Origin of the sequence: Chitinophaga sp. LS1 (assembly GCF_034274695.1) — a bacterium.
Classification (GTDB): Bacteria; Bacteroidota; Bacteroidia; order Chitinophagales; family Chitinophagaceae; genus Chitinophaga.
In genome coordinates, this window is record NZ_CP128362.1 from 453,556 (window position 1) to 473,341 (window position 19,786).

General features: G+C 44.2%; 15 protein-coding genes. 8 read left to right on the forward strand and 7 right to left on the reverse strand.

Features of this window, described 5'->3' with window-relative positions:
• Window positions 1-4: 4 nt before the first annotated feature.
• Together QQL36_RS01905 and QQL36_RS01910 are read right to left on the reverse strand one after the other, a co-directional pair.
• Window positions 5-817, reverse strand: a complete 813-nt coding sequence (locus QQL36_RS01905; protein ID WP_320577871.1) for a HesA/MoeB/ThiF family protein — start codon at window positions 815-817, stop codon at window positions 5-7.
• 27 nt (window positions 818-844) lie between these two features.
• On the reverse strand, window positions 845-2,200 hold the full coding sequence (locus QQL36_RS01910; protein WP_083720275.1) for a sensor histidine kinase: 1,356 nt from the start codon (window positions 2,198-2,200) through the stop codon (window positions 845-847).
• Window positions 2,201-2,796: 596 nt separating this feature from the next.
• On the opposite strand from QQL36_RS01910, the gene QQL36_RS01915 reads away from it, so the two are divergent.
• Complete coding sequence (locus QQL36_RS01915) at window positions 2,797-3,351, forward strand: YqgE/AlgH family protein (protein ID WP_083720274.1); 555 nt, start codon at window positions 2,797-2,799, stop codon at window positions 3,349-3,351.
• Between the two features lie 643 nt (window positions 3,352-3,994).
• Here QQL36_RS01915 and atpC read toward each other — a convergent pair.
• Together atpC and atpD are read right to left on the reverse strand one after the other, a co-directional pair.
• Entirely contained in the window at window positions 3,995-4,246 is a 252-nt protein-coding gene (gene atpC, locus QQL36_RS01920) for an ATP synthase F1 subunit epsilon (protein ID WP_083720273.1), read from the reverse strand.
• Between the two features lie 26 nt (window positions 4,247-4,272).
• Window positions 4,273-5,775 (reverse strand): F0F1 ATP synthase subunit beta, encoded by a 1,503-nt coding sequence (atpD, locus tag QQL36_RS01925; protein WP_083720272.1) that lies wholly within the window; start codon window positions 5,773-5,775, stop codon window positions 4,273-4,275.
• A 524-nt stretch (window positions 5,776-6,299) separates the two neighbouring features.
• Here atpD and QQL36_RS01930 point away from each other — a divergent pair.
• On the forward strand, window positions 6,300-7,784 hold the full coding sequence (locus QQL36_RS01930; protein ID WP_321568700.1) for a DUF6600 domain-containing protein: 1,485 nt from the start codon (window positions 6,300-6,302) through the stop codon (window positions 7,782-7,784).
• A 19-nt stretch (window positions 7,785-7,803) separates the two neighbouring features.
• Here the strand turns inward: QQL36_RS01930 and QQL36_RS01935 are convergent, their stop codons facing one another.
• A complete protein-coding gene (locus QQL36_RS01935; RefSeq protein ID WP_083720269.1) occupies window positions 7,804-8,316 on the reverse strand; it encodes a GNAT family N-acetyltransferase in 513 nt (170 codons plus the stop codon).
• 66 nt (window positions 8,317-8,382) lie between these two features.
• Window positions 8,383-8,994, reverse strand: coding sequence for a hypothetical protein (locus QQL36_RS01940; RefSeq protein ID WP_083720268.1), 612 nt, complete (start codon window positions 8,992-8,994; stop codon window positions 8,383-8,385).
• 808 nt (window positions 8,995-9,802) lie between these two features.
• Here QQL36_RS01940 and QQL36_RS01945 point away from each other — a divergent pair.
• Window positions 9,803-10,966 (forward strand): hypothetical protein, encoded by a 1,164-nt coding sequence (locus QQL36_RS01945; protein WP_083720266.1) that lies wholly within the window; start codon window positions 9,803-9,805, stop codon window positions 10,964-10,966.
• A 108-nt stretch (window positions 10,967-11,074) separates the two neighbouring features.
• Here QQL36_RS01945 and QQL36_RS01950 read toward each other — a convergent pair whose 3' ends face one another.
• On the reverse strand, window positions 11,075-12,349 hold the full coding sequence (locus tag QQL36_RS01950) for a hybrid sensor histidine kinase/response regulator (protein ID WP_321570534.1): 1,275 nt from the start codon (window positions 12,347-12,349) through the stop codon (window positions 11,075-11,077).
• Between the two features lie 293 nt (window positions 12,350-12,642).
• On the opposite strand from QQL36_RS01950, the gene QQL36_RS01955 reads away from it, so the two are divergent.
• The 5 genes from QQL36_RS01955 to QQL36_RS01975 all read left to right on the forward strand — a co-directional run bounded on the left by QQL36_RS01955 (window position 12,643) and on the right by QQL36_RS01975 (window position 19,727).
• Window positions 12,643-14,757 (forward strand): M48 family metalloprotease, encoded by a 2,115-nt coding sequence (locus tag QQL36_RS01955; protein WP_321568701.1) that lies wholly within the window; start codon window positions 12,643-12,645, stop codon window positions 14,755-14,757.
• 76 nt (window positions 14,758-14,833) lie between these two features.
• Window positions 14,834-16,879 (forward strand): DNA polymerase III subunit gamma/tau, encoded by a 2,046-nt coding sequence (locus tag QQL36_RS01960; RefSeq protein ID WP_321568702.1) that lies wholly within the window; start codon window positions 14,834-14,836, stop codon window positions 16,877-16,879.
• An 88-nt stretch (window positions 16,880-16,967) separates the two neighbouring features.
• Window positions 16,968-18,626, forward strand: a complete 1,659-nt coding sequence (locus tag QQL36_RS01965) for a pyruvate dehydrogenase complex dihydrolipoamide acetyltransferase (protein ID WP_321568703.1) — start codon at window positions 16,968-16,970, stop codon at window positions 18,624-18,626.
• A 134-nt stretch (window positions 18,627-18,760) separates the two neighbouring features.
• On the forward strand, window positions 18,761-19,147 hold the full coding sequence (locus QQL36_RS01970) for a VOC family protein (RefSeq protein WP_083720345.1): 387 nt from the start codon (window positions 18,761-18,763) through the stop codon (window positions 19,145-19,147).
• 73 nt (window positions 19,148-19,220) lie between these two features.
• On the forward strand, window positions 19,221-19,727 hold the full coding sequence (locus tag QQL36_RS01975; RefSeq protein ID WP_083720261.1) for a GbsR/MarR family transcriptional regulator: 507 nt from the start codon (window positions 19,221-19,223) through the stop codon (window positions 19,725-19,727).
• Window positions 19,728-19,786 lie beyond the last annotated feature (59 nt).

A 19,786-nucleotide genomic window follows, 5' to 3' on the forward strand; every position in this document is an offset into this window, starting at 1 on the left:
TTATTTAGTCTTCAATATCCGGTACTAATTCCAGTCCATATGCTTCTGCGGTGAGCAGGCCATTGGCTTTGGTAGTAGCCAGGATCCCGGCATCGGGGTTGAGTGTATGGGTTTGGTATACGTTATGGAGGTAATCCATACTATACAGTTTATTCGCCAGGCCATCGGGTACACCGGCCAGGTATTTCAATACCTCATTTACGATCAGCATACCGGTAGCGCCATGCGTTACACCGATAGCACCTGCATCGAAATTGGTATATTCATCAATCAGGTTAATATTGCAACGATAAGATGCTGCCGCATCACCACTGGATGGCGCGATATTAAACCCAGCCCACCAGGAGATCCAGTTATGCACCTCGCCAATTACAAAAGGTTTACCTTTTGCGATACAGGCATCATTCACCACCAGGTGAGTCGGCATATGTTGAGAACAATCAATGACGAGGTCCATACCTTCCAGCAACTGATTGATATTTTCAGGTTTCACCTGCAACAACAGGGGATAATGTTTTGTAAAAGGATTGCTGGACCACAGACGGCTGGCAGCCATCTTCGCCTTGTGCTTACGCAGATCCTGCATATGGTAAATAGGCTGACGATGCATATCTTCGTCAGTAATTACACCATAATCAGCAATGCCGATTACACCGACACCACTTGCACTCAGGTATTGAATAACCGGACTACCTAAACCTCCCGCACCTACAACCAGGATACGGCTTTCCTTCAGTTTTTCCTGCATAGCAGTACCCATACCGGGAACGGCTATAGGATATCTAAAATGTGCTAATTCTTTTTCGATTAATGCCATTGAACAACCCCTTTTAAAAATAATAAATTAGTCCTGCGGGAATTCAAGTGTAAACTTACTACCCTTACCCACAGCGCTTTCCACCTTGATTTTTCCTTTGTGTGCATCCATGATAGCTTTTACATAGCTGAGACCCAGGCCGAAGCCTTTTACATTGTGTACGTTACCTGTATGTGCACGATAGAATTTTTCAAAGATACGTGAAATCGTATCACGACTCATCCCGATACCATTATCTGATACGGTGATGACAAGGCTCTTGCGGGTGCTGTAGGTAGAGATGATCACTTCCAGGTTCTCTTTGGAATACTTGATCGCATTGTCCAGCAGATTGAAAATAACGTTGGAGAAATGTACGTCATCAGCCTGAATGATGGGGTTGATTGCATCCAGTCTCAGTTCAACGTGACCATTCTTGGAAGCCAGCTGCAGCTGTATATTTTCGACCGTATGCGTGATTACTTCATGCACATCGGTGGGTTGCAATTTCAATCCAATTTCGTTCTTCTCCAACAAGGCAGATTGCAGAATGCTTTCCACCTGTTTGTTCATACGTTTATTCTCTTCTTTGATGATACCGGAGAAGTAGCGGATCTTTTCTTTATTGTCCATGACCTTCTCATTGCCGATCGCATCAATGGCCAGCGAGATGGTGGCCAGCGGGGTTTTCAGCTCATGCGTCATGTTGTTGATGAAGTCAGATTTGATCTCGGAGATCTTCTTCTGGTTCAGCATGGTGCGGATGGTGAGTGCGAATGCAGTGATGATCACACCGGTAAAGAGAATACCACCGGCGACCATTTTTCCGAGAGACAGCAGGAAAGACATGTTGTTACGAGGTTGCAGTACCACCATTGTTTCCGTATTATCCGTCATGTATTCATAGCTACCTAACAGAGGCATGTATTTCACGAGGTAGTTTACACTATCCCGGGCAACAGCGGTGGCCATATTAGGGAAGCCGGCAGACTGCATTTTAATACTGCTTTCCCCAAAGTTACCTTTGCCTACGATCGCGAATTCGAAGGTAGTATCAAGCCCTTCGCGTTTCAGTCCGCTGATGAGCAGGTTTCTCACCTCTGCGGTTGTGAAGCGGTCACTGACCGCTATATTCAGGTCAAGGGTATTGAACTTATCGATCGTTAAACCTCTTTCGGTAGGCCTGACCCCGGTACCATTCATTTTCAGGCGAATAGCGGGACCGGACCGTGCAAGCATTTCTTCACGCACCCTATCAAGTACATTGATAGCGCGTTCTTCAATTTGCTCTCTGCGTACGATAGAGGCGTTATGGATCCAGCTAAACTGGATGTAAATGAGGCCCAGCAAGGATAGTGTAATTAACACCACAATGATGGGAAAGACTTTCTTCAGTGGTACCATTTCAGGATGCTCGTAAAGCGCACAATATACTCACATTCAGTGAGCGTTCCAGCGCTTATTTTGTTAAAACTGGATATTTGCTATAGCAACGTTAATATAAAATTAATACGCTAAAACCTTTTACCAGCTTGGGTCAAGCAAATAAACACCACTTTAACGTAATTTTAACTGGCAAAAGGCGTTTATAATTCTCTTTCTTTACGTACATTTGCTATATCAAACTGGTACTAAATTTGATGTAACAGTTTAACAAACAAGCAATTTTAATTATTCTACATACATCGACATGGATTCGTTCCATCAAGCGATTTAGATTTTGGTTGATAAAATGGTAAGGAGGCTTTCTAGCCTCCTTTATTTTTTTAGAAATTTTGCAGCCTGCATTCGCCTCAAAAAACACGCATTCCTCACTGCCACAGTCAATTTTCCAACAGGGCCACAGCCCCACAATAAGCCGTCTTTCCTGCCGCCGCTGGCCAATTCAAACCCTCCTAAGTTTGTTAAACTTTCTCCAATCTCTAACGAAATCTCTAATAAATTCTATTCTACTTGCATTCAATTAGTTAAATTTGAGTAAGTGATAAAACTGAATGTGTATGGTAACCTTGTCGCCTGGAATATTGCTTATTTCTGACCCGTTCCTTAAAGATCCAAACTTTGCCCGCACCGTAGTACTACTCTGCGAGCACCAATCCAATAAAGGAAGTTTTGGCTTTGTACTCAACAAACGTTTCGATCAAAATCTGCACGACCTCGTTCCGGACATATTGATTCCCAACATCCCTGTCTATTACGGAGGCCCGGTGCAGATAGACACCATTCACTTCGTTCACCAACAACCAGAACTCATCAAAGGAGGTTTCGAAATCATCAACGGTGTATACTGGGGTGGCGAATTTGATAAGGTAGTGAACATGATCAATGCAGGCAAACTCGATATCAATAAGATCCGTTTCTTCATCGGCTATTCCGGTTGGAGTAGTGGACAGCTTGACAATGAATTAAATGAAAAAAGCTGGATACTTTCAGCCAGCAGTAAAGCCCTCATCTTCGATGAAAAAGATGAAAACATTTGGAAACAGGCTTTAAAGAACCTGGGCAGTAACTTTGCCATCATGGCCAACTTCCCCATAGATCCATTATTAAATTAGTAACGTGTATACTGCACCGTATGCCACTGATGAGCTGTAAATAGCTTATTGTGGAAAAAAAAGAAAAAAATATTTACAAGCCTAAAGACTCAGTTCCAACGACTAACGTTGTTGGCTGGATTTTAGTATCCCCCAGCGACCACTCAGCACGAGGATATTTAAAAAAAATCAAATATCTTGCTTGAGCAAAATAGTAATGTAGTCAGAGCAATCTATTGTTGGTGACCCTGTTTATCAGTATTATGATTGGAAAAATGTGAACTAAACCGAAGTATAAACACCTATGAAGGACAAACCGATACACATGTTACGTATGCCTTCCTGGACTATAATTGAAACAACTAAAATATAATCACTTACCCTCTACTTCCGGTCAGGGGTTTGTGATAAATGTGACAGTTATACAATTAAAAAAATCATTACATAATATAAGATATTCATTTTCATAGGAACAGGCCCAATTGCGGCTGTAGGATACTTGTATCCTGCGCGGCGTGGGTCCTGATTGTAAGACGCCCTGGCCAGTAATCCTACTGCGCTCCTTAAACAGGGTAATTATTAATTAGATTGGAATAGTTAGGACAAAACGAAGGCCGGGTAATCCTACCCGGCCTATTTCATTTATAGCTATTCGCTATTTCAGTTATATTGCTGCTGCACCTTCTACAAGCACAGTCGCTTTATTCCTTAGTACTTCCACAAAACCACCTTCTATGTTATAGAATTCATTCTGTGACTTATCTTTCAGCACTTTCATTCTGCCCTTGCCCAATGCGGCAATCAACGGCGCGTGATTATTCAGCACTTCAAAAGAGCCGTCTATCCCTGGCAACTGTACGCCATACACTTCGCCAGAGTACAGTTTTTTTTCAGGTGTTAATACTTCTAATAACATATTAAAAGTTAAGGGTGATAAATGAATTAGTTCTTAGCTGCTTCCAGCAGTTTCTTACCTTTCTCGATAGCTGCTTCGATGTTACCTACCAGGTTGAATGCTGCTTCCGGATACTCATCAACTTCTCCATCCATGATCATGTTGAAACCTTTGATAGTTTCTTCGATCGGAACCAGTACACCTTTCAGACCAGTAAACTGTTCTGCTACGTGGAAAGGCTGTGACAGGAAACGCTGTACACGACGTGCACGGCTTACTGTGAGTTTATCTTCGTCGCTCAATTCATCCATACCAAGAATCGCGATGATATCCTGCAGTTCTTTATAACGTTGCAGAATCATCTTCACACGCTGTGCACAGTTGTAGTGTGCTTCACCTACGATAGTAGGAGAAAGAATACGTGATGTAGAATCCAGTGGGCTCACCGCAGGATAGATACCAAGGTCAGAGATCTTACGATCCAATACCGTAGTAGCATCCAGGTGCGCAAATGTTGTAGCCGGAGCAGGGTCAGTCAAGTCATCCGCAGGTACATACACCGCCTGTACGGAAGTGATGGAACCATTCTTGGTTGAAGTGATACGCTCCTGCATCAGACCCATCTCTGTAGCCAGTGTAGGCTGATAACCCACCGCAGAAGGCATACGGCCTAACAACGCGGATACTTCAGAACCTGCCTGAGTGAAACGGAAGATGTTGTCAACGAAAAACAGGATATCCTTACCACCACCTGCAGTACCATCTCCATCACGGAAATATTCTGCAATAGTCAGACCAGACAATGCAACACGTGCACGGGCACCAGGAGGTTCGTTCATCTGACCAAAGATAAATGTAGCCTGAGATTCTTTCAGTTGTTCTTTATCAACAGCTGCCAGATCCCATCCACCATGTTCCATGGATTCAACAAATTTTTCACCATATTTAACGATACCAGCTTCGATCATTTCACGCATCAGGTCATTACCTTCACGGGTACGCTCACCCACACCTGCAAACACAGACAAACCTTCGTAACCTTTCGCAATGTTGTTGATCAGCTCCTGGATCAATACTGTTTTACCTACACCAGCACCACCAAACAATCCAATCTTACCACCTTTTGCATATGGTTCGATCAGGTCAATTACTTTGATACCAGTAAATAATACTTCTGTATCTGTAGCCAGATCCTCGAAACGAGGAGGCTTACGGTGAATAGGATAACCATTTGTAGTATCAATATCACCCAGACCGTCAATAGCCTCACCTACCACGTTGAACAAGCGACCCTTAATACCATCGCCCACCGGCATTTTAATAGGAGCACCCTTGTCTGTTACCACCATTCCCCTTACGAAACCGTCTGTAGAGTCCATTGCAACGCAACGAACGCTATCTTCGCCAAGGTGCTGCTGAACTTCCAGCACTACCTTCTGACCATTTTCGCGGGTAATTTCCAGTGCATTGTAGATTTCGGGTAGCTTCCCGTCGAAGTGGACGTCCACCACTGGACCGATAATTTGCTTGATCTTACCTGTGTTAGGCATATTTTTAAGAGGTTTATAAATGCTTAAAATGAGCGGTTTGTTAATTTTGCCGCAAAGGTAACAGTTAATAGGGGAAATTCAAAATACCGTGGATATTCCGCCGAAATTCCCTTTTAAACGTGGCTTTGCGCTAATTATGTTAGACATAATTATGATGCATTCTCAGGTGTAAAAATAACAGGTCCCGGCCATTTGTCATGCATGATTGTCATCATTCTTATCCACATACATAATCATACAAATGTTAGCATTATGCTAAAATCAGTCCCGCAAAACCATTAAAACCCGCTACAGCTCAGCATTTAAGTAATCCGGCACAGGATTTGATTTTATTTAATCAAGCTAAATTCTGACACCGCGAACATCCGAATATGAATGCAGCAGGCCAGCCTAAGCCAGCAATAACACTTGATCAACTGTTATACACTACTCATTCGTAAACTATTAAATTTCAATTGATTCCTTTACTGCTGTAGAACTAAATCCTATACATTAAAGTAATCAGCCGCCAAAAGATTACATATATGAAAAACATTAAACGATATATTTTCACAATAGCTATAGCAGCCTCCTTTGCTGCACTCCCAGGTATGTCCTGTGTAGCTGCCCGCCCTCCACAAGACTTTCAGGTTTCCGATGGCGGCTTCTACGATGCCCTTAGCCCTTATGGCCGCTGGGTCAACTATGGAGGTTACGGAGACTGCTGGATTCCAAATGCCGGACCTGATTTCCAACCCTACTCTACCAATGGTCACTGGGTATACACTGACTATGGTTGGACCTGGATGTCTGATTACGATTGGGGATGGGCACCTTTCCACTACGGTCGCTGGACATATGACGACTATTATGGTTGGCTCTGGATCCCAGGCTACGAATGGGGACCAGCATGGGTGAGTTGGAGAAACAGTACCGATTATTATGGCTGGGCACCTTTAGGTCCTGGTATGAGCATCGGCGTGAGTGTGAATATTCCCGTTTCTTACTGGTCATTCGTACCCTGCCAGTACATTACCAATGCTTATGTAAGCCGGTATTATGTACCTCATAATAATAGAGTAGAAATTTATAACCGTACTACCATAATTAATAATACCACTATTATTAATAACCGCACCTACTACCGTGGCCCTGCCACCAGAGATGTGGAACGCTACACCAGGACAAACATTCGTCCAATGCGTGTGGAAAACAGTGATCGTCCAGGTCGTGGTTCAATAGGCAATGACCAGGTACGTGTGTATCGCCCTAACCCAAATGACTTACGTCAGGGTCAGCAGAACCGGAACTTCTCCAACGGGAATGGTAATAACAGGAATAACTTCGATAGACCTAACAGTCCGAATAATAATAACGTCCCTAACAGGGTGGATAACAGGAATAATAACGTTCCTAACAGGGGAAACAATAACAATAATAATAACCTCCCTAACAGGAATGATAATAACAATAACAACGTCCCTAACAGGGTCGATAATAGAAACAACAATAATAATAACACAAACAACATTAACAATGACCGGAACGACAATCGCAATTCTGACAGGGGCCTTGACAGGAATAACAATTCTAACAGGCCTGATCGTACCACGCCTTCAACGCCTACGCCCAATACCAGTACGCGCACGCAGGTAAATGATCAGCAACGTAATCAGCAGCAGCAACAGCAGCAGCAACGTGTTCGTCAACAACAGCAGCAACAACGTGTTCAGCAGCAGCAAAATCAGCAAAGGGTACAGCAAAATCAGCAACAGCAAAGGACTCAACAGGACCAACAACAGCGTATCCAGCAACAACAACAGCAACAAAGAGCGCAACAGGAACAACAGCAGAGAGTTCAGCAACAGCAACAGCAACAACGTACCCAGCAGCAGCAACAGCAGCAAAGAGTGCAGCCACAGCAGCAGCAACGGGTACAACAACAGCAACAACAGCAACAGCAACAACAGCAACAGCAACAGCCGCAATCCCAACCTTCCCGTACTGCACCACGCAGAACTGAAAGGTAATATTGCCAGCCTTTAATTATCAGAGACCATAAACCTCCCGATATATTTCATTGCTGACTTTTGAAAAGGTATGTTCCTCAAGGAACATACCTTTCTGCATTAAGATCAATTGTAATGGTTCCCAACCTTCCCTATAAGGAGGCTGTAAATAAGGTGTGGAAAATGCACCAAACCCCAGCGCTTCATAGAACCGGATTCGCCGTTGCGCATCAAGGGTATGTGGCAACTCTGTTTCTAATACTAACCTTCCAAATCGCTCAAATAATAAGGTGATGACCTTCGTACCTGTCCCCTGCCCTCTCATAGCAGGATCGATCGCAAAATGCTCTATAAACGTGAAATCCGTCAATCCCCAACAAAACACAAACCCTACAAACCTCCCCCCCTCCATCACCTTCAGCAACTGCAAAGCCCCCTCCACCAGCAACCGCTGTTGCGCAGGCAAAGGCCGCCGCTCCTCCTCAGGAAAGGCTGCCTCATACAATGCAATCACTTCAGGTGAAATAATTTTTGTGTACTGGAACGATAACATGTCCCAAAGATAATCACTTATCAGGCGTGCATTTAAAAGGTGCTTGCTTATGATCTAAATAAATAATCACTTATCCTGCGTGCATTTAAAAGGATCCGGGTTAACAGGATCTACTACTTTATTCACAGCCCAGCAAAAATTCATAGACTGACTCGTAATACTCACTAACTTAATGACTACCTTCTGCCCCTTCCTGCTATCCGCCGCTCTCACCGACTTCGTCCCCTTCGCACCTATATCACTGATAGTATACTGTTCTGTCTTAAATACATCTCCATTTCCTCTCTGATAATCTACTGACACCACTACATTATCAACCACAAACTCCGTCTGGTTCTTCACAATAACATCCAGATCCTTTATCCCTCCCAGAAAACCAGTTCTGTAATCACTATTCGTTACAGCAATAAACTGCTTCCAGTTCTTTCTATAATAAATCCTTGGATCTACAAACTGCCCCTGACTATTCTGCCGCTCCCTCACCTCAGCCCTGTCCGCAATCTGTTGCGCAGTATTACTGCTCATGTCTAATGACTGTCTTAAATGACGATTCTCATTATTTAACCGTTCATTCTCTGCCAATATCTTCTTTACCCGCTGCTGCTGCCGGGAATAACTCATTACGAGAAAAATACCGAGAAAAATGATGATGATAATATATCCTACATTCCGTTTCATAACTGACTTATCTGAAAAAATGATGCCAGTGAATTATACCTCATAGAAATCACCACCCTCAAAGCTAACATCGGATTTGAAAACGAAACCACTTCTTCCAGTTACAACTACAATTTTAAAATCGACTCCCAATACCAAAAAGAATATAAAATCGTCAGGTTATTTCTGGAAATAAGCATCCAGGGGTTAGATGATGCCGATCAGTTCAATGGCATCTCTGCAGGCTATACACACGAATTTGTTTTTCATGTTGATAACCTGGAAGAATTAGTCGAATTCGATGAAGAAAAGAAAATAGTCGTTGCCGATAGCGACCTGGGTATTACTCTCGCTGGCATTGCTTACTCCACCGCCAGAGGCATCATCTTTGACAAAACACAAGGTACATTGCTCAAAGGCCTGATCCTCCCTATTATCAGTCCTAATCAATTACTTTCTACTCCTTAAGTGCATACCTGATCTTTTCCCTCTTCTCAAAATACCTGTATCAACTAATCTTTACACACATACCAGATCTCACCTCTTCTCAAAGTATAAATATCCCCTATTCCTTAAATGCATACCTGATCTCTTCCCCAAATACGAGTCTCACCTATTCCTTACACATATACCAGATCTCACCTCTTCTCAAAGTATAAGTTTCCCCCTACTCCTTAAACACATACCAAATCTTCCCTCCTCTCAAAATCCCAGTCCCCCTTTCCTCACGCTATATTTGTTCTTCTGAAAAATAAATGTTAGCCCTGCCAATTCTTAGAAGCCGATATATATTTACCAATCGTTACTTTTGCACCTCTAAATCTCCCCTATGGAACTGGTGATTGTAAATGATAAACACACAGCAAAGCAGTTTTTAGACGTTCACGTGCTGCTGAATAAAGATATTCCCGGATGGGTTCGCCCCCTGGATAAGGATATCAACGCGGTGTTTGATACGAAAAAGAACAAGGCATTCCGTCACGGAGAGTTGATCCGCTGGGTGCTGAAGGATGATAATGGCAAACTGATAGGCCGTATCGCCGCTTTTGTTAATAAGAAATATAAGAACAAAGGAGATACCCAACCAACAGGTGGTGTAGGCTTCTTTGATGTGATCAATGATCAGGAAGCTACCAACATCCTCTTTGACCATGCCCGTGACTGGCTGAAAGAAAGAGGGATGGAAGCAATGGATGGCCCTATCAACTTTGGTGAAAGAAACAACTGGTGGGGATTACTGGTAGAAGGCTTCCACGAGCCGTTATATGCCATGAACTTCAATCCGCCATACTATAAGCAGCTGATGGAAAATTATGGTTTCCTGCCATTCTTCCACCAGCATTGCTATGGTCGGGATGTAAAAGAGCAGGTGCAGGAAAAGTTTTATAACCGCCACGCCGCTATGGCAGCCGATCCTGCATTCTCTTCCAGCCATCTCAAAAAGAACCGGATGGAAAAGTATGTAAAGGACTTTGTGTATGTGTATAATAAAGCCTGGGCAGGCCACGGTGGTAATAAGGAGATGGGCTTCCAGCAGGCCTTGAAGTTGTTTAAACAGATGAAACCTGTGATGGATGAAAAAATCATATGGTTCATTTATCACAACGACGAACCTATCGGCGCCTGGTTGAATCTGCCTTCCCTGAATGAGTATTTCAAACACTTGAATGGTAAATTTGGTCCTTTACAGATACTCAAACTCCTCTGGTTGAAAATGACCCGGGGTACCAAAACATTTACAGGGATCTTATTTGGTATAATACCTGAATTTCAGGGAACAGGTGCGGATGCTTACCTGGTCCTGGAAGGTGGCGCTATTATCCAGCACAAGCTGAAATATGAAAAGTATGAGATGCAATGGATTGGCGACTTCAATCCTAAAATGATCAATATGGCAGAAGGATTGGGAACAACCATCACCCGTAGGTTAACGACTTACCGTTATCTTTTTGACAGAACTAAAGAATTCAAACGTCACCCACTACTGAGTTAACATACGGGGCTGACCAAAAAGGGGCCCCCCTCTCGGGTAGGTGATGGAGCCGAAATTGCTTTTCCGCAATTCTGAACACCTTCATTTTACTTTTTAGTCAGCCCCTGGTTATAATACCTTTACACCCGCTGGAGGTAAATGTCTGATAATAGTGTTGTAAATATCCCTTTCCCTGAAAGGCTTCAACATACAATCATTAAATCCTAAATCTCTATACCGGCTATTCTCCGTAATCGTAATATCAGCAGTAATAGCCAGCACTGGTACGCTGGCTTTCGCCACATCCCTATCCTCCCTGATTTTCTTCACGACTTCCACCCCTGTCATCCCCGGCATCTGTACATCCAGCAGCACCAGATCATAATCGTGCAAAGAGAATAATTCATATGCCTCAATACCATTCGCAGCCTTATCAAAATTACATTTCCAACGGCTTAGAATATGTGTAAGTAATAACAAATTCATCTCCTGATCATCCGCCACCAGAATATTCCTGCCTTCCATAAAGCTGCCGGTCATATCCTCCAGCTCCCTGCGCGTAATCAAAGTCATCTGGGCATCCGATAGCTGGTATAAAATTTCAAATGCAAAAGTGCTGCCTTTGCCTGGCGTACTTTCAACTTTTATATTTGTTCCATGCAGGTGCAGAATACGCTGAATAATAGCTAAGCCTAATCCCGTTCCACTCACCGACGCCATTTGCGGAGGACGTGCTAAACTATAAAATCCGAATAGATGAGGAAGCATGTTTATAGGAATACCCATACCAGTATCTTTAACCTCTGCTCTTACCAACACTTTATCTTCAGCAGTTTTTGACACACGCAGTATAACCTGTATACCTCCCAGCGTAGTATATCTGATAGCGTTTTCAACCAGGTGTAGTATCACCTGTTTCAGACGTTGTTCATCACCCTGTACACGCAGGTATTGATCGCCTTCATAAAGAGCATCAAAGTATAATCCTTTTTCCAAAGCAGCTTTTCGTTTTTCTTCAGTCACTGCATGAAAGGCAGCGTATACTTCAAAAGGGTGTGAATTCAATTGTACCTCACCATTTGTCAGGTCATATACTTCCTGTGCATTGTTCATGATGCGCAACAGCTTACCTGTAGCATGTTCAATAGAATACATGAGTTCACGTTGTTCCTTATCCAGTAGGGTATGAGAAAGCTGTTCACTCATGCCGATGACAGCATTGAGTGGTGTGCGTATTTCCCTGTTGAAATTTGTAATCATATCCAGCTTGCCTTTCATAGAATCAGACAAGGCAGATTTTGCTTTGTTTAATTGCATCCGCAGGCGATAGATCATGACAATAGCTCCACTGGCTATTAATAGAAATAATAGTGCTATGGCAATAATGCTATCGGGTGATTGCACCAAAAGGGGTACAATACATGAGGTCAACCTGGGTGCGACCATCCGCGACATCATAAGAAATTGAAATATTAAAATGATTGCTTGCTACATGATAATTATGGTCCGTTCTGTGGTGCTTTAGCTGATATTAAGGTAGCGATTTATTTATTTATGGCCAATTCATTGCTGAGAGTGCCAGCCAAAAAAGAAAAATCTTCCATGCTGCTTTTCTCAAATTCTCTCATTCCCCATCTCTACTTATCAAAATAGAGTTATATTTATTCAGCAATCATAATGCTAACTTGCTTGTAACTATGTCCAGCTTCTTTTCGGCCAGTTCCGAAAACACCACGACCGTCCCGCCTGCAGGATCATTCAGATTGCAGGTTCTCAAAATGATGGGAAGCATCCTGCTATTCTTCATCACCTATGGTCTTCTGCTCATCTATGCAGGTATACTCGCCGCCATTTTTCTCTGGGCAGGCGTCAGTCTTATCATGTTCGCCCCGCTCCACCCCATCACCATCTTATCTGTATTCATGTTCATCGCAGGACTCGGAATAATTTTCATGGGTATTATGCAGGTGTTGTTCCTGATCAAGTTCCTCTTTACCCGCCAGCAACAGGACCTTTCACTCCGCATTCCCATCACACGCAAAGAACAGCCGGCACTTTTCGACTGCCTCCAACAAATTGCACGATCGACCAAAACCCGCTTCCCTAAAAAAGTGTACCTCGCCCCCGGTGTAAATGCCGCAGTCATTTATCCGGTAAAATTCATGAACATGTTCTGGCCTGTTGGCAAAAAACTGGAAATAGGTTTAGGACTTGTAAACAGTCTGAATGTAAGTGAATTCAGCATGGCCATCGCACACGAATTCGGTCATTTTTCACAGCGTAGTATGAAACTCGCCAGCTATGTGTACACCGTAAACAGGATGATCTACAACATGCTCTACGAAAACCAGAGCTGGCACAAAACCATGAGCTGGATTTCCAGCAGGTGGATCGTATTTGCACTTCTGGCCCACATCAATCTCCGCATCGTAAGCGATATACAAAAAGCATTACGACTCATGTACAGTATTGTCAACAAACAGTACATGCGCCTGAGAAGAGAAATGGAATTTCATGCAGATGCAGTAGCACTGACAGTAGCTGGTACAGATGCAGCCATTTCCGCCATGCGCAGGCTGGAAATAAGTGGGTTCTTTTATGAGCATTGTTTGCTGCAACTTCCTGAAATGGCACGGCAGCAACGTCGCTTTGGAAATATTTATGAAGTACACAGATCATTGATACGGCTATATGCCACCCAACACGAAATAGCACTGGATGCACACCAGTTACCACTGGTGACAGATAATTACTTTAGTTCATTCCTGCTAAGCAGGGTACAATTACCCGATCAATGGGCCACTCATCCTTCCCGCGAAGAACGGGAACAACGTTACATGGCAGCGAATATCAGCAAAACCATCAAAGGAGAAAGTGCATGGCACCTTTTTCAACATGCAGAAGAGCTACAGGAGCATATGTCCTCCTTACTCAGTCAATCTTTTATTCAGCCATCCGCTGAATATGCACCCTATCCGGTAGAAAACTTCATCGCAGATACAGCCACCCGAATCAAAGATTACTCAATGCCGGCGATTTTCAATGAGTATTATGACAACCGCCCATTGCCAATTTTGCCTGAGGGGAATATTACCCCCTTGTCAGATGAACAGATGGCGACACTCTCTGTTTCCACTTTATACGCAGAAAACAAAGTCCAGCGTTTGCGCGCTTATTTCAGGGATATGCAGGATGCCGATACCTTGCATGCAATACAGCAGGGACAAATTAAAACGAGGTATTTTGAATTTGAAGGCAAACAATATCCGGTTACCGCTGCCGGCAAAGTACGTGCTAAACTGCAATCCAGTATCCGGCAGGATACAGAATGGCTACTGGCCCATGATACACTGGCGATAAAATACCATTATACCATCATTTTTCAGAAAGATCCTGCCTATGCACAAAAACTACAGGAACAATATCACACATTACTGGAACACCAGGCTACCTGCTGGCAACTAAATGATATTGTCGCAAGGATCCTTCATAATGTCAGCTCACTATTCAGTGAACAGGGTCTGACGGTAGTAAGTGCCCAACCATATTTTGATAGCCTGATTGATGAAGGAGCTTTATTAAAGAAGATCCTCCTCCGCCTGAAACAAATTCCGGAAGTAACAACGGGTTGGGAAGGTGCTTTGCAGGAAAAGATCAGTCATTTCCTCAGGTACAATTACAATTATGTTAAGGGGAATGAGCCAATTATGGAGGAGATTACAAATCTGCATGAAATTAGTACTACAGTGATGGATCAATATAATAATTGCATCATCCTGATGAAAAAGGCGTGGTTAGAAGCGGTGTTGTAATTATATCCCCCATCCCTCTTTTCACCATTTCTCCTGAATTTTCTGTACTTTCGGCCTTCGTGAATAGCCTTTGAATATGGAGAATTTTATCGTTTCTGCCCGTAAATACAGACCACAGAACTTTTCTACAGTAGTAGGACAATCCCACATTACCACCACACTCAAAAACGCCATCCGCAACAACCAACTTGCGCATGCCTTTTTGTTCTGCGGTCCACGCGGTGTGGGAAAAACCACCTGTGCCCGTATCCTGGCAAAAACCATCAACTGCGAAAATCTCCAACCCGATGGCGAAGCCTGCAACCAATGTCACTCCTGCGTTTCATTCAACGAAGGTAGCTCTTTCAACATCCATGAATTAGATGCCGCCTCCAACAACTCAGTAGATGACATCCGTACCCTTGTAGAACAGGTACGCTTTGCTCCTCAAGCGGGTAAATATAAAATCTATATCATAGATGAGGTACACATGCTCAGTTCCTCCGCGTTCAACGCATTCCTGAAAACGCTGGAAGAACCCCCCTCCTATGCAATATTCATACTGGCTACCACCGAAAAACATAAAATCCTCCCCACTATCCTGAGCCGATGCCAGATCTTCGATTTCAAGCGCATCACCATTCAGGATACCGTGGATCACTTACAGGAAATCTGTCAGAAAGAACACATTCAGGCCGAAGGAGATGCCCTGCACCTCGTAGCGCAAAAGACCGATGGCTGTATGCGTGACTCGCTCAGTACCCTGGATAAAATCGTCTCCTTCACCGGCGGAAAGCTTACCTACCAGAATACCCTGGAACACCTCAACATCCTTGACTATGATTATTTCTTCAAACTCATGGATGGAGTACTCCAACAGGACGTAGCTGCTGCCCTCCTCATCTTTGACGAAATCCTTCAAAAAGGTTTCGAAGGAGACAACTTCCTCAATGGCTGGGCCGAATTCCTCCGCAACCTCCTGTTGTGCAAGGAAGACAAAGTCCTCCACCTGGTAGAAGTAAGTGGTAACCTGAAAGACCGCTACCGCCAGTTATCCGGCAAACTGAGTCCATCTTACCTGATCACCGCCCTCCACCTGCTGAACGAAACGGAAATCAACTACCGCATGGCGCGCAACAAACGGCTTCATGTGGAAATGGCGCTGATCAAACTTTGTTTCCTGCAACAGGCTGTGAACTTAGTCAGCGATGACCAAACCGGTGAGGTAGTAAAAAAAAAACTGGTAGCTGACGGTTCTGCACCGCAAAAGCTCCGGGCACCGATCGCACAAGCCACACCTGCCAAAGCAGGCCAGCCGGCTACAAGTGCATCAATCGCTGCCAATGAGCCAAAGCTTACTATAGAAAATACACCAACACAGAATACTTCATATAATTCTTCTCAGACGAGTTCCGGACAGCCGCATTCTCAAACTGCCTCAGGGCAAACTGGGTATTCTCAAACAGCTCCCGGACAAACGAACGCTCAAACTGCTTCAGGACAGGCTGCGTATTCTCAGACCGCTTCCGGACAAACGAATTCTCAGACACCCTCCGGACAGACTACTTATTCTCAAGCAGCTCCCGGACAAGCAGCAAATACTCAAACAGCTCCCGGACATGCAACACCTGCGCAGACCTCTTCCGGACAAGCAACTTCCAAACCTGCCCAACCAGCGGCCAATGTGCCAAAGTTAACAGGTCTGGCAGCCATGAAGCAGGCCTTCGCTGCATCGCAATCCACTGAAACCAAACAGGAAATCATTCCGATGACCCTGGGTGCCCTGCATGTATACTGGGAAGAATTTATCGACCGTTTCCGTCAGGCTAACAAAATGACAGTCGTAAGCAACTTACAACTGGCTGCAATCTCCATGAACGGAGCTGAAGAGATCGGAATTACCAGCAGAAATATTGTCCAATTCCGCTTCATGGAAGAAGAAAAATTGTCCATCTCGGCTTTCTTCAAAGAGAAGTTCCGAAACAACGGGCTAGTACTGACATTACATCTCGACGAATCACAGCAAACTGCGGATATTGGCCCTGCGCCTTTATCCAGCCGTGAGAAATTTGCGAAGATGGTAGAAAAATATCCACTTGTGAAAGAGTTGAAAGACAAACTAAATTTGGAACTCGATTTTTAATACTGTTTATAATCAGCAGAAGATCACGAATACGACTTTCACAATTCGCAATTCTTTTGTAGGTTTGAGCAAAATTTGGAAAAATACTATGGCAGAAGTTATCAGAATGCCCCTTTTGAGTGACACGATGACAGAAGGGGTGATCGCGGAATGGCATAAAAAGGTAGGCGATACCGTAAAAGCAGACGATGTAATTGCTGAGGTGGAAACGGATAAGGCCACCATGGAAGTGATGGGATATGTAGAGGGTACGTTATTATATATTGGTGTAGAGAAGGGAAAGGCTGCTAAAGTAAATGAAGTAATAGCTATTGTTGGTAAACCGGGTGAAGACTTCCAGTCTTTACTGGGTGGTGGTGCTCCAGCGCCAGCTCCGGCTGCCGCACCTGCACAACAGGAAGCTCCGGCACCAACTCCTGCTGCTGCGCCAGCGCCAGCTGCTGATAATGCAGCTGCTGCAGAGGCTCTGAAAAATGCAACTGTAATCCGTATGCCGCTCCTGAGCGATACGATGACAGAAGGTAAAATCGTTGCCTGGAATAAGAAAGTAGGCGAAACCGTGAAAAGCGATGACGTACTGGCTGAAGTGGAAACCGACAAGGCAACCATGGAAGTAATTGGTTACGCTGACGGTGAATTATTATATGTAGGCGTAAAAGAAGGTGATGCTGCCAAAGTAAATGGTATCATCGCTATCGTAGGTAAGAAAGGTACAAATGTGGAAGCTATCCTGGCCGCTGAAGGTCAGGGTGGTGCTAAACCAGCTGCTGCCGCTGCTGCTCCTGCCGCTCAAACTGCTGCTCCTGCTGCAAATGTAGCTCCGACAGCAACTCCTGAAGCTGCTGCTGACGCTAACGGTCGTGTGAAAGCATCTCCGCTGGCTAAGAAACTGGCTCAGGAAAAAGGTATCGATATCAATAAAGTACCTGGTTCCGGCGATAACGGTAGAATCGTGAAGAAAGATGTGGACGGATTCGTTCCATCTGCTGCACCTGCTGCTACCACCACCGCTTCTGCACCTGCTGCTGCTGCGAAAACAGCGCCTGCTTTTGCACCTGCCGGTCAGGAAGGTTACACAGATATTCAGCTTACTCAGATGCGTAAAATTATCGCTAAACGCCTGAGCGAAAGCAAATTCTCTGCTCCTCACTTCTACCTGAAAGTAGATGTGAATATGGACAAGGCAATGGATGCCCGTAAAGCAATTAACGAGGTATCTCCTGTTAAGATCTCCTTTAATGATATGGTGATCAAAGCAGCTGCCCTGGCCCTGCGTCAGCATCCTGATGTGAATAGCAGCTGGATGGGTGATTTCATCCGCCAGAACCACCACATACACATCGGTTCCGCTGTAGCGATCGAAGATGGTCTGATCGTACCGGTTATCCGCTTCGCTGATCAGAAATCTCTGAGCCAGATCGCAGCTGATGCTAAAGGGCTGTACGACAAGGCTAAGAACAAGAAACTCCAACCACAGGACTTCAGTGGTAATACCTTCACTATCTCTAACCTGGGTATGATGGGTATCGATGAATTCACTGCAATCATCAATCCTCCGGATTCTGCGATCCTGGCTGTTGGTGGTATCAAGGAAACAGTAGTATCTGAAAAAGGACAGTTTAAGGCTGTAAATATCATGAAACTGACCCTGAGCTGTGATCACCGTAGTGTAGATGGATCTGTAGGTGCGAAGTTCCTGGCAACACTGAAAGGTTACCTGGAAAACCCGGTTACAATGCTGGTGTAGACTAATAAGATATAATTTTGAAAAGCGGCTTCCTGCAGGAAGCCGCTTTTTTTTTGAAAATGGTTTTCATTCCCCGTTGGTGAATTCCCTTTTTCATGAATGTTTTATTTATATTTATACTAAATCCAGTCGCAATGGAACCTCTCAGGAATGCATTAAACTGGTTCGAAATCCCTGTCCACGACTTCGACAGAGCAAAGAAATTCTACAGCCAGATCCTTGGCTGCGACCTTCCCGAACAAACTTCCGGATTCAAAAAAATGGCCTTCTTCCCCTTCGACCCCTCTACTGGCGCAGGCGGCGCACTCGTCCATGGCATGGAATACCTCCCCAGCCAGCGCGGAGCACTGATTTACCTCAACGCCGGCGAAGACCTTACCCCTATTCTCGACCGCGTCGAAGCCGCCGGTGGCAAAATCGAACTCGACAAACGCCCTATCTCCGACATCCCCCTCCCAGGCTTCTTCGCCATCATCTACGATACCGACGGCAACCGCATCGCCCTCCATTCCCGTACCTAATCACCAATTAATTTTCACAAACTTTTGAAAGTTCAAAAACATAATATACCTTTATACTATCAATAAGGAAGCAATGAAATTACCGGAAGCAAAAGCACAATTCATCCAGACATGGGGTTCACTCGGAGCGCAATGGGGAATCAACCGGACCATGGCCCAGATTCATGCTTTGCTAATGATCATGCCTGATCCACTGAGTGCAGACGAAATCATGGCAGAGCTGAACATTTCCCGTGGTAATACCAATATGAATGTGCGTGAGCTCATCAACTGGGGTATCGTAGACCGTGTCCTCGTTCCCGGCGAAAGAAAAGAATATTTCACTGCCGAAAAAGACATCTACAAAGTCGCTAAGGAAATAGCCAGGGAAAGAAAACGACGAGAACTGGAACCCATCCTCAAAACCCTGGATCAACTCCAGGAAGTTGAAGGAGATCCAAAAGACAAGCACGTACAATCTTTCAAAAATTCTATTGCTGAAATAAACAAATTCGCTCATCAGACAGATAAAACCCTGAGTTTATTTGTAAAAGCAGATGAAAATTGGTTTTATTCTACACTGATTAAGCTATTTAAATAATTAATAGAGAACGTTTGTTGAGATCTTCAGTCTGAAAAGAACTTTCAAACCATTTGCCT